This window comes from Mycobacterium sp. 134 (assembly GCF_048282715.1).
GTDB classification, from domain to species: Bacteria; Actinomycetota; Actinomycetes; order Mycobacteriales; family Mycobacteriaceae; genus Mycobacterium; species Mycobacterium septicum.
Genome location: NZ_JBLVUN010000008.1, coordinates 5,765,975 through 5,776,466 on the forward strand (window position 1 = coordinate 5,765,975; position 10,492 = coordinate 5,776,466).

At 66.8% G+C, this 10,492-nt stretch carries 11 protein-coding genes; 4 read left to right on the forward strand and 7 right to left on the reverse strand.

Translation table 11 applies throughout. From position 1 onward, the window contains the following. Positions 1-210 precede the first annotated feature (210 nt). A complete protein-coding gene (locus ACNQVK_RS32500; RefSeq protein WP_418032790.1) occupies positions 211-783 on the reverse strand; it encodes a PA-phosphatase in 573 nt (190 codons plus the stop codon). Beyond that, positions 780-1,298 carry a mycothiol transferase gene (locus ACNQVK_RS32505; protein WP_211157413.1) on the reverse strand — a complete coding sequence of 173 codons (519 nt, stop codon included), beginning with the start codon at positions 1,296-1,298 and terminating at the stop codon, positions 780-782. The genes ACNQVK_RS32500 and ACNQVK_RS32505 overlap by 4 nt, the downstream gene beginning before the upstream one ends. 55 nt (positions 1,299-1,353) lie before the next feature. On the opposite strand from ACNQVK_RS32505, the gene ACNQVK_RS32510 reads away from it, so the two are divergent. Continuing rightward, positions 1,354-2,865: a protein kinase domain-containing protein gene (locus ACNQVK_RS32510; protein WP_418032791.1), complete on the forward strand. Its 1,512-nt coding sequence runs from the start codon at positions 1,354-1,356 to the stop codon at positions 2,863-2,865. Beyond that, on the forward strand, positions 2,865-3,353 hold the full coding sequence (locus tag ACNQVK_RS32515) for a hypothetical protein (RefSeq protein WP_418032792.1): 489 nt from the start codon (positions 2,865-2,867) through the stop codon (positions 3,351-3,353). Before ACNQVK_RS32510 ends, ACNQVK_RS32515 begins: the two co-directional genes overlap by 1 nt. A gap of 3 nt (positions 3,354-3,356) precedes the next feature. Here ACNQVK_RS32515 and ACNQVK_RS32520 read toward each other — a convergent pair whose 3' ends face one another. Beyond that, positions 3,357-3,743, reverse strand: coding sequence for a VOC family protein (locus ACNQVK_RS32520; RefSeq protein ID WP_418032793.1), 387 nt, complete (start codon positions 3,741-3,743; stop codon positions 3,357-3,359). Between the two features lie 98 nt (positions 3,744-3,841). Here ACNQVK_RS32520 and ACNQVK_RS32525 point away from each other — a divergent pair, with 98 nt between their 5' ends. Both ACNQVK_RS32525 and ACNQVK_RS32530 read left to right on the forward strand, forming a co-directional pair. Beyond that, positions 3,842-5,563, forward strand: a complete 1,722-nt coding sequence (locus ACNQVK_RS32525) for an N-acyl-D-amino-acid deacylase family protein (RefSeq protein ID WP_418032794.1) — start codon at positions 3,842-3,844, stop codon at positions 5,561-5,563. Between the two features lie 43 nt (positions 5,564-5,606). Beyond that, the gene (locus ACNQVK_RS32530) at positions 5,607-5,987 is read left to right on the forward strand and encodes a pyridoxamine 5'-phosphate oxidase family protein (protein WP_418032795.1); all 381 of its coding nucleotides are present in this window, start codon (positions 5,607-5,609) and stop codon (positions 5,985-5,987) included. A gap of 69 nt (positions 5,988-6,056) precedes the next feature. On the opposite strand, the gene groL is transcribed toward ACNQVK_RS32530, so the two are convergent. The 4 genes from groL to ACNQVK_RS32550 form a co-directional block, all read right to left on the reverse strand. Continuing rightward, the gene (gene groL, locus ACNQVK_RS32535; RefSeq protein ID WP_276126892.1) at positions 6,057-7,679 is read right to left on the reverse strand and encodes a chaperonin GroEL; all 1,623 of its coding nucleotides are present in this window, start codon (positions 7,677-7,679) and stop codon (positions 6,057-6,059) included. A 262-nt stretch (positions 7,680-7,941) separates the two neighbouring features. Continuing rightward, positions 7,942-8,736: a polysaccharide deacetylase family protein gene (locus ACNQVK_RS32540; protein ID WP_418032796.1), complete on the reverse strand. Its 795-nt coding sequence runs from the start codon at positions 8,734-8,736 to the stop codon at positions 7,942-7,944. A 74-nt stretch (positions 8,737-8,810) separates the two neighbouring features. Continuing rightward, positions 8,811-9,368, reverse strand: coding sequence for a hypothetical protein (locus ACNQVK_RS32545; RefSeq protein WP_418032797.1), 558 nt, complete (start codon positions 9,366-9,368; stop codon positions 8,811-8,813). 18 nt (positions 9,369-9,386) lie between these two features. Continuing rightward, positions 9,387-10,217 (reverse strand): LLM class F420-dependent oxidoreductase, encoded by an 831-nt coding sequence (locus ACNQVK_RS32550; RefSeq protein ID WP_418032798.1) that lies wholly within the window; start codon positions 10,215-10,217, stop codon positions 9,387-9,389. Between the last annotated feature and the right edge of the window lie 275 nt (positions 10,218-10,492).

The window sequence follows — 10,492 nt, forward strand, 5'->3', positions numbered from 1 at the left end:
CTTGAAGTTTGCTGCCGCACCGCGGAGAAATCGAAAGTCTTGCAGAACGCAACTGAGCGAGTCGGCCGGCCCACTCGAATGATCAAGTGATACATGGCAGTTAGGCCGTCGCCAGAATTCAAGATCATCGACTCTGACGGCGTCGTGATCGTGATTTGTGTGACGCAAGTTGCCGATACGCCGAAATGTCCGGACCAGACAGGGGATCGCTCAGCGAAAATCCGAAGAGGCGCCGCTCACCGGGTCGCACTGCCCATCACGGGCGAAGACCGCGGCGGCGCACACCACCGAAGTACCCAGCAACACCCCGCCGACCGTGTCCGTGAAGTAGTGAAAAGTCATTGCCAGGCCGACCATGCCGAGCAAGATGGCGCCGGCCGCGAGGACGACCGACCACAGCCCCACGCCTGCCACCAGGACGAGCAGGCCCGCCACCACGACGAGGAAGGTGGTGTGGCCGCTGGGATAGGCCAGCGCACCTCCCTTCTCCCTGCCGAAGATGGGCTTGCAGACGCGCACGACGGCGATGGCCAGCAGCGGGCTCACCGCCATGGCGAGCGCCAGCCGCTTGCGGTGCTGCCGCAGGGCCACGCCGATGCCGACGAGCAACGCGACAAGCAACACCGCCGGTGTGGTGATGCCGAGGAAAACCGTCGCACGCGAACCCAAGTCGCTGCCGAGCCGCTGAAACCAGCTGTCGACCGGTTGCGGTGCGCCGCGGACCGCCCAGCCGAGCAGCACCATCCCCGTGACGCCGATCAGGGGCCACCACCGGGTGATCAAGGGATGATGCCGCGCAGGTACGCCGCCTGGCCGAGATGCTGAGCGCAGTCGTCGATGATGCTGACCAACCGCGCGCTCGCCGTCACCGGCGGATCCCACCGCGTGTCGACGATGCGGCCGAGATCTTCGGAGGTCACGCCGGCGATGTAGGCCAGCGTCACCTTGTGCACGGCCAGGTAGTACCCCGCCAGCAGTTCGGCGGATGCGTGCACCTTCGCAACGTCGTCGGGGGTGTGCCCGTACCCGATGTCATCGGCCGGCAGGTCGAGCCCGAACCGGTCCTTCCAGCCATCGCGGGTCCAGACCTGCTCGATCCCGGCGACGTCACACAACTGCAGGTCCTGGCAGCGGGCGCTGTGCCAGATGAGCCACGCGATGCTGTTGGCCTGCGGGGTGGGGCGGTAGCTCGAGACCTCTTCTGTCAGCCCGTCGGTGAGATCGTCGACATGCTCGATGAGCCGGGTGAACGCGTCGCGCAGCAATTCTCGGACGGCATCGGAATCAGCGGCAGCCATGGCCTCGACGCTACTCGCGAACCGCCCCGGCGCCGCCCCGACTACGATCACGGGCATGCCGTTGAATTCCGGCGACGTGTTCGCCGGGTACACGATTCAGCGTCTGCTCGGCTCAGGCGGCATGGGCGAGGTGTATCTGGCGCAGCATCCGCGCCTACCCCGCGAGGATGCGCTCAAGATCATGCCGGCCTCGCTGACCGGTGACGCCCAGTACCGCGACCGGTTCAACCGCGAAGCCGACATCGCTTCCTCGCTCTGGCATCCCCACATCGTGGGCCTGCACGATCGGGGCGAGTACGAGGGTCAGCTGTGGATCGCGATGGACTACGTCGACGGCACCGACGCCGCCCGGTACGTACGCGATCGGCACCCCTCCGGCATGCCCCTGCCCGAGGCTGTCGAGATCGTCACCGCGATCGCCGAAGCCCTCGACTACGCACACGACCGCCACCTGTTACATCGCGACGTCAAGCCCGCCAACATCCTGCTGACCGGACCGGAAGTCGCCCGTCGCCGAATTCTGTTGGCCGACTTCGGTGTTGCCCGCCGGATCGACGACATCAGCGGGATCACCGCGACCAACATGGCCGTCGGCTCGATGGCCTACTCCGCCCCCGAGCAGCTCCTGGGGCAGACGATGGACGGGCGGGCCGACCAATACGCCTTGGCGGCCAGTGCATTTCAGCTCCTGGCCGGGCATTCGCCGTTCCATCATTCCAACCCCGCCGTCGTCATCAGCAAGCAACTCAACGAGCTCCCGCCAAGCCTGCGCAGCAATCGTCCCGAACTGGCCTACCTGGACGAGGTGATGCTCAAGGGCATGGCCAAGGACCGCGATGGCCGCTATGCGCGGTGCGGCGATTTCGCGAAGGCGCTCGCCGACGCCCGGGCCACCACCCCTGTCGCGCAGCGCCCTCCCACGGTGCAGCCGGTGTCGCCGCGACCGGTGTCGACGCAACCCCCGCGGGTCTTCGCGGCTCCGACCTTCACCGCACCCGGGCCCCCGGTGGTCAGTGCACCGCACCAGTCCCCCACCTGGTCGGGTCCCAGCCCGATCCCTCAACCTCGCCTCCCCGAAAAGCCCGGTGCTGCAAGGAGTGTGGTTCCGGCTGTGCTGGCGGTACTACTGGTGTGCGCCATCGGCTTCGTGATCAGCCAGTTCGTCCGGGCCGCCCCGGCGCCGCGCACCACACCGTCGTGGCAGCCGTACGTCGACGCGGCCCAGACCTTCGCTCTGCACACCGTCACCGTGAGTGCCGACACGGCCGACAGCGATCTCGAGGCGATCATGGACGGCGCCACCGACGAGTTCCGCGCCAACCTGAAGAGCCAGGCGCCGCAGATCAAACGCAAGGCCCAGGAATTGGGCGTCAAGACCGACGGAACGGTCACCGGGGCCGGCGTCGAATCGCTGTTCTCCGATGAAGCGGTCGTGCTCGTCGCCGTCGACACCAAGGTCACCGTCACGAGCAACCGGATCGGCGTGGTGTCACTGCAACGGGTGCGGGTCACCGTCGAACATGTCGACGGCGCATACAAGGCCTCGAAGCTGGAGTTCGTGAACTGATGGGGACACGCACACGCGGCTGGACGCTGCTGGTCACCGGCCTCGTCGTCGGCATTATCGTCGCCATCGGCCTGGGTTCCTGGCAGCTGTCGGTCAAGAGCCGACCGGCGCCCGCGCCCGTCGCCGACGACGACCATGCGCGCGAGCAGGTCACCGAGTTCGTGGCCACCAATGTGGTCAAGATGCTGAGCTTCACCCCCACGACCAGCCGGGGTGACATCGATGCGGTCAGCGAACTGCTGACCGGCTCGGCGGTCGACGACTACCGCAAGACGATCCGCGCGAAGCCGGACAACGTCACCCAGACCGCGACGGTCCGTAACACCGGCGTGGAGTCGCTGTCCGCCGACGAGGCCATGGTGGTGGCGTTCATCGACCAGAAGACCGAGACCGCGGGCGGCGAGCCGACCAAGGACGCACTGGCGTACCGGGTCAGCCTCACCCGCGTCGACGGCGACTGGCTGATCTCGGAACTGGAGCCGCTCTAGCGGCTACTGCGCCGCGGCCCCGTGGAACACCGCCTCGACGTTGTTGCCGTCGGGATCGCGGACGAACGCGCCGAAATAGCCCGGGTGGTACTCGGGCCACAGCCGCGGCGCGTGCAGCGACTCCGCCCCCAGTTTCAGCGCGGCGTCGTAGAACGCCTGGACCGCATCGGTGTCGGCCGCATGGAACGCCACATGGATCTCCCGGTTGGGCCCGCCGGCCTCGCCGGCGCTGGCGTCGGCAATCCAGAAGTCGGGCTTGCCCTCGCTGCCGTAGCCGATGGCCACGCCATAGTCCATCTGCCGGGAGTAGCCCAGGACACCCAGCACGGTGTCGTAGAACTCGCTGGCCTTGGTGAAATCGGTGCAGTTGATGCCGAAGTGATCGATCACGCGCTGATCCTGGCACGGCCCACTGACAACGCCACGCAATGTCACGAATTTCGGCCAACCCCATGGGCATTCACAGCCGGGAGTCGTAGGTTAGTTAGATGAGCTACGACCTGTGTATCCGCGGCGGCACCATCGTCGATGGCCTGGGTGGCGAACCCTATGTGGGCGACGTCGCGGTGCGCGACGGCGTCATCGTCGAGATCGGGTCCGTGGCCGGGACCGCCGAACGCGAGATCGATGCCACCGGGCTCTTGGTCACCCCCGGTTTCGTCGACCTGCACACGCATTACGACGGTCAGGCGATCTGGTCGGACCGGCTCAACCCGTCCTCGGCGCACGGGGTCACCACGGCCGTGATGGGCAACTGCGGGGTCGGGTTCGCGCCGTGCCGCCCAGACGATCACGACGTGCTGGTCGACGTCATGGCCGGTGTGGAGGACATCCCCGGGGTCGTCATGGTCGACGGTCTGCCGTGGACGTGGGAGACGTTCCCCGAGTTCCTCGACGCCTTGGGGTCTCGCCGGCTCGACATCGACGTGGCGGCGTTCCTGCCGCACTCCCCGCTGCGGGTGTACGTGATGGGCCGACGCGGCGTCGACCGGGAACCGGCCACGACCGAGGATCTGGCGCTCATGCGCAAGCTCGCCGCCGAGGCCGTGAACTGCGGAGCGCTGGGATTCGCCTCGTCGAGGCTGACGATCCACAAGACCGAGAGCGGTAGGCCGATTCCCAGTTACGACGCCGGCTATGCGGAGATCGAGGCGATCGCCCGGGGCGTGCACGACGCCGGTGGCGGCCTGATCCAGTTCGTGCCCGATCTGGTCGCGGGCGACTACGAACCGGCGCTGCAGACGGTGTTCGACGTCGCCGCCGACGTGGGCTTACCCGTCACGTTCACGCTGGCGATCGGCAATGCCGGGCCGCCGTTCTTCGAGGACGCGCTGCGCATGGTGGAGAAGGCCAACGAAAACGGCGGCAGCATTTCCGCCCAGATCTTCCCCCGCCCGATCGGACTGGTGCTCGGCCTCGAGCTGTCGGGCAATCCGTTCGTCCTCTACCCGAGCTACCGCGAGATCGCCCACCTGCCGCTTGCCGAGCGGGTCGCCGAGATGCGTAAACCCGAAGTCCGCCAACGGATTCTGAGCGATTCCGCGGCCAGCGACGGACACCCGCTGATGTTCGCGGTGCAGGCCTGGGACTACATGTATCCGCTGGGTGAGCACCCCGACTACGAGCCCGATCCGTCCAACTCGATCGGCGCCCGCGCGCGGGCCCGCGACGTCGACCCGCTCGAGGAGGCCTATGACCGCCTGCTCGACGACGACGGGCACGCCATGCTGCTGGTCACGCTGGCCAACTTCCGCGACAACTCGCTGGACACCGTCGCCGAGCTGATCCGGCGCGACGACGTCATCCTCGGCCTCGGCGACGGCGGCGCGCACTACGGGATGATCTGCGACGCGAGCTTCCCCACCTACCTGCTGACGCACTGGGTACGTGACCGGGGCACGGGGATGCTGACCGTCGCGGATGCCGTTCGGGAACTGACCTCGGTACCGGCCAGGGTCGCCGGGCTGGCCGATCGCGGTCGAATCGCGTTGGGCTACAAGGCTGATTTCAATGTCATCGACCATGCGGCACTGCGGCTGCACCGGCCGGTCGTCGCCCACGACCTGCCCGGCGGCGGGCGCCGCCTCGACCAGACCGCGGACGGCTACGTCGCGACCGTCGTGTCCGGTGAGATCATCGCCGAGAACGGTGTCCCCACGGAGGCACGTCCCGGTCGACTCGTCCGCGGCAAACAACCTGCACCCATGTGACAGGTCTCCCACGACGGGGCTCCTACCGAACTATTCTCACGTCATGAGCGTGAAAGTGGATCTCAACCAGCTGGCCGACAAGCTGGCGGACTACACGTTCGCCTACCTCGTCACGGTCGACGACAACTACCACGCACACACCGTCGCAGTGGAGCCACACCTGGTCAACGGAGTCATTCACGTCGGCCCGGTCGGAGGACACACCCGTAGAAACCTCGCGTCCCACGAGCACGCGACGCTGGTCTGCCCGCCGCGTCAGCCCGGGGGGTATTCGTTGATCGTGGACGGGCGTGGCCAGGCCGGCACCGCCGGGGACGAGACGCATCAGATCGTGCCCAGCCGCGCGGTGCTTCATCGCAGGGCGGCGCAGCCCGGCCCACCCGGCGAGTGCGACAGCGATTGCATCGTCCTGTCGGAGAACTGACAGAACTGCTGGGGATACGAAAAGGCCCGGCTCGCCAAGCGAGCCGGGCCTTCCCGTAAAGAGCAGGACTTAGAAGTCCATACCGCCCATGCCACCGGTCGGGTCGGCCGCGGGGGCCGACTTCTCCGGCTTGTCGGCGACGACGGCCTCGGTGGTGAGGAACAGCGCCGCGATGGACGCCGCGTTCTGCAGCGCCGAGCGGGTGACCTTGACCGGGTCGGCAACGCCGGCGGCCAGCAGGTCCTCGTACTCACCGGTCGCGGCGTTCAGGCCGTGACCCGCAGGCAGGTTCGACACCTTCTCGGCGACGACACCCGGCTCCAGACCACCGTTGAAGGCGATCTGCTTCAGCGGGGCCGACAGCGAGACGCGCACGATGTTGGCGCCAGTGGCCTCATCACCGGTGAGCGACAGCTCCTCCAGCGACGGAGCCGACTGCAGCAGGGCCACGCCACCACCGGCGACGATGCCCTCTTCGACGGCAGCCTTCGCGTTGCGAACGGCGTCCTCGATGCGGTGCTTGCGCTCCTTGAGCTCCACCTCGGTGGCAGCTCCGGCCTTGATCACCGCAACACCGCCGGCCAGCTTGGCCAGGCGCTCCTGCAGCTTCTCGCGGTCGTAGTCGGAGTCGCTGTTCTCGATCTCGGCGCGGATCTGGGCGACACGGCCCTGGATCGCGTCGGCATCGCCGGCACCCTCGATGACGGTGGTCTCGTCCTTGGTGACGACGACCTTGCGGGCCTGGCCCAGCAGCGCGACATCGGCGGTCTCCAGCGAGAGGCCGACCTCTTCGCTGATGACCTGGCCACCGGTGAGGATGGCGATGTCCTGCAGCATGGCCTTGCGGCGGTCACCGAAGCCCGGAGCCTTGACGGCCACAGACTTGAAGGTGCCACGGATCTTGTTGACCACCAGGGTCGACAGGGCTTCGCCCTCGACGTCCTCGGCGATGATCAGCAGCGGCTTGCCGGACTGGATGACCTTCTCCAGCAGCGGCAGCAGGTCCTTGACGGTCGACACCTTGGAGCTGACCAGAAGGATGTAGGGATCCTCCAGGACGGCTTCCTGACGCTCGGCGTCGGTCACGAAGTAACCCGAGATGTAGCCCTTGTCGAAGCGCATGCCCTCGGTGAGCTCCAGCTGCAGCCCGAAGGTGTTGCTCTCCTCGACGGTGATGACACCCTCGTTGCCGACCTTGTCCATGGCCTCGGCGATCAGGTCGCCGATGGACTGGTCTCCGGCGGAGATACCGGCGGTGGCAGCGATCTGCTCCTTGGTCTCCACCTCCTTGGCGCTCTTCAGCAGCGTCTCGGTGACCTTCTCGACGGCCTTCTCGATGCCGCGCTTCAGGCCGAGCGGGTTGGCGCCGGCAGCGACGTTGCGCAGACCTTCGCGAACCAGGGCCTGGGCCAGAACGGTGGCGGTGGTGGTGCCGTCGCCCGCGACGTCGTCAGTCTTCTTGGCGACCTCTTTGACCAGCTCGGCGCCGATCTTCTCGTACGGGTCCTCCAGCTCGATCTCCTTGGCGATGGACACACCATCGTTGGTGATCGTGGGGGCGCCCCACTTCTTCTCCAGGACGACGTTGCGACCCTTGGGGCCCAGCGTCACCTTTACCGCGTCGGCGAGGCTGTTCAAGCCCCGCTCGAGGCCGCGACGGGCCTCTTCGTCATACGCAATTGTCTTAGCCATTGCGAAGTGATTCCTCCGGATAGGGGATCGCACGTTCATTGGTCGGGTTCAGTGCCCGCGACGGACGACTGGGGTGTGCTCCCGCAGGTGCGGCCCCGGTCTCACCGTCCCGACCTAGCACTCACTGATCGAGAGTGCCAACTGCATTCTTAGCACTCGACCTGGGTGAGTGCAAGGTTGTCGGGTGCTTGCTCCGGCTTCCCGCCTACGCCCGTGGCGAAACGGGGTGGCGATGACCGGTTGGCCCCGCCGGTTGCCTGCGTCAGACCCGACCGGTCGGTGTGACGAACTGCCAGCCCGCGGCCTGCATGGCGGGGATCGCGTCGGCGAATCCGGCATGCGTGCCGGACTGGGGATGGTTCATGTGGGCGATCACGATGGACCCCGGGGCCGCATTCATCACATTGGACCGCACCGCCGCGGCGGATGCCGTCGCTCCGTTGTCCGCGTTGACGGTGAACCCCAACGGCTGCTCACCGAGTTCGTGCACGATCTCGACGGCCACGTCGTCGTAGTGCGCGGTACCGGGACGGAACCAGGTCGGGGCCCGACCGGTCAGCGCCGTCAACCGCTGGTGATTGCCCCACACCTCATTGACCACTTCATCGGCCGAACGGGTCCCGGCGATGCCGTAGGCGGACCGGCCGGTCACCGACAGCGGCACATGCCGGGTGCCGTGGTTCCCGATCTCGAACAACGGGTTGCCGGCCAACTGCCGTGCCCGGTCCGGATTCCTGTCGAGCCATTTCGAGTTGAGCATCAGTACCGCCGGGACGCCGTTGCGCTGCAGGGTGTCGAGCAGTGCGTCGTCACAGGCACCGTCACAGGCGTCGAAGGTCAACGCGATCTGGCGGCCGACGGCAGCGAAGGACGTGGTGATCCCGGGCAGCGCCATCCCCCACTGGGTGGGGGTGCGTCGCTTGTTGGTCATCGCGACCGACGGCGGGTCGATCGCGTTCGGGTCGGCGTGCGCAGTGGAGATCCCGGGACGCAGCGCGTACCCGGCAGCGATCGAACCGACCGCGGTCGCCGCCAGGAATGTGCGCCTGGTGATCACATTTGCCGACGGTAGGAGCGCTTCTTGATGACAGCCCGCCGATCAGCTGTGGGTTGGCTGCGGGCCCTGCGGCGTCAGTGTCCCTGGGACAGCACGAACAGTTCGACGCGGTCGCCGTTGCGCGCCAACAGCACGGTCTCGCAGTCGGGCGGGGTGCCCGAGTAGTTGTCGGTCAGGACGTCCGCGCCGTCCAGGGTCCGGGTGCTGACCTCAAGCCGCGTGGATGCATCACAGTGGAATTGCGGGTCCTGCGTGAAGTCCCGATCCACGATCTCGTCATCGCACGTGACGCTCCGCAGCACCGGAAAGTCCGGGTTCTCCTGGGCCAGCGCCGCTTTCGCGGCCTCGAAACCGCCGGTCGCCGAATACCGCCCGCGATAGAAATCAGCCCCGGTGAACTGCCGGACCACGGTCATCTCCTCGAAGGCGAATACTTCGGGAATTCCGATGCGACGTAGTTCCATTCCCTCGGCTGCCCCGGCGGCGTCGAGGTCGTGCAGGCCGAGGTTGTCGTCGTCACCGAAGGACAGGCCGAACACGACGATCGAGGCCACGATCAGCAGTCCGACCCCCGACACCAGGACCGCCACGGCGATCACCGCCACCATCCACCAATTGGTCCCCCGACGCATTGCCCAAGGTTAATCCGCCTACGACTGGTACTCCTGCACCTTTGCCGCGAAGTCGTCGAGCAGCCGCAGAGACTCGTCCTTGCCGACGGACGGCAGGAACAGCCCCAGCTGACCGAAGCCGAGATCCTCAGCGGCACGCCAATAGTCGGGCTTGATGGGTGCACCGAACATCATCAGCGGCACGTCCTGCGCGCCGCCGTCGTGCATCTGTCCGATGCGCTTGGCCAACACGTCCCTCGGCAGCGGATTCGAAATCCAGCCCGCGCCATGGCGAATCACGCGTTTGACGGTGGCATCGGAATTGCCGCCGATGTAGACGGGCGGGTGCGGTTTCCGGACCGGCTTGGGCCGGCAATAGGACGACTCGAAGTTGATGTACTTGCCGTGATACTCGGCGGGTTCGTCGGTCCACAGCGCCTTGACCGCCTCGATGCTCTCGTCCAGCCGCGCGCCACGGGTTTTCGGATCGGTGCCGTGGTCGCGCATCTCTTCGAGGTTCCAGCCGGCCCCGACACCGAAGACGAACCTCCCACCGGAGATGAGGTCGATGCTCGCACCTTCCTTGGCGGCGTGGATCGGGTCACGCTGGATGAGCAGTGCGACCCCGGTGACGAGTTCGATCGTGGAGGTCACCGCGGCCGCGGCGGCGAGCGTGACGAACGGATCGAGCGTGTTGTAGTACCACGGCGGCAGATCGCCGCCGTTCGGATACGGAGATTCCCGGCTCACCGGGATGTGGCTGTGTTCGGCGACGATCAGCGAGGCGAGTCCGCGCTCCTCGATCGCGCGGGCCAGTGATGCCGGATCAATGCTGTCGTCGTCGACGAAAGTCGCGATTCCGAACTTCATTCGGCCGACGCTACTCCCGCACACATCCAGCGCCGATCTGGCAAAGGTACAACGATTCGCTGCCGAACACTCTCTGCGCACACTCTTCTGACAGAAGGCGTTCGGGCTCTGCGCCGGATCCCCCTACCGGTCTCGCCGACGCTCTCAACGTCCCGGCATTACATACCGAGGCGCATCTGTCTCACGCCGCCGGTTGCAGTCGCGCCTCCCGCCATCCACCCGGCGAGACGCCGCAGACCTTGCCTTGAACAAGGCCTGAATACTTTGCCAGCATC

Excerpts from the sequence above, each read along its gene's own strand:
- ACNQVK_RS32505 (WP_211157413.1), bottom strand. The coding sequence starts at position 1,298 with ATGGCTGCCGCTGATTCCGATGCCGTCCGAGAATTGCTGCGCGACGCG.
- ACNQVK_RS32510 (WP_418032791.1), top strand. The coding sequence starts at position 1,354 with ATGCCGTTGAATTCCGGCGACGTGTTCGCCGGGTACACGATTCAGCGT.
- ACNQVK_RS32515 (WP_418032792.1), top strand. The coding sequence starts at position 2,865 with ATGGGGACACGCACACGCGGCTGGACGCTGCTGGTCACCGGCCTCGTC.
- ACNQVK_RS32525 (WP_418032794.1), top strand. The coding sequence starts at position 3,842 with ATGAGCTACGACCTGTGTATCCGCGGCGGCACCATCGTCGATGGCCTG.
- ACNQVK_RS32530 (WP_418032795.1), top strand. The coding sequence starts at position 5,607 with ATGAGCGTGAAAGTGGATCTCAACCAGCTGGCCGACAAGCTGGCGGAC.
- groL (WP_276126892.1), bottom strand. The coding sequence starts at position 7,679 with ATGGCTAAGACAATTGCGTATGACGAAGAGGCCCGTCGCGGCCTCGAG.
- ACNQVK_RS32545 (WP_418032797.1), bottom strand. The coding sequence starts at position 9,368 with ATGCGTCGGGGGACCAATTGGTGGATGGTGGCGGTGATCGCCGTGGCG.
- ACNQVK_RS32550 (WP_418032798.1), bottom strand. The coding sequence starts at position 10,217 with ATGAAGTTCGGAATCGCGACTTTCGTCGACGACGACAGCATTGATCCG.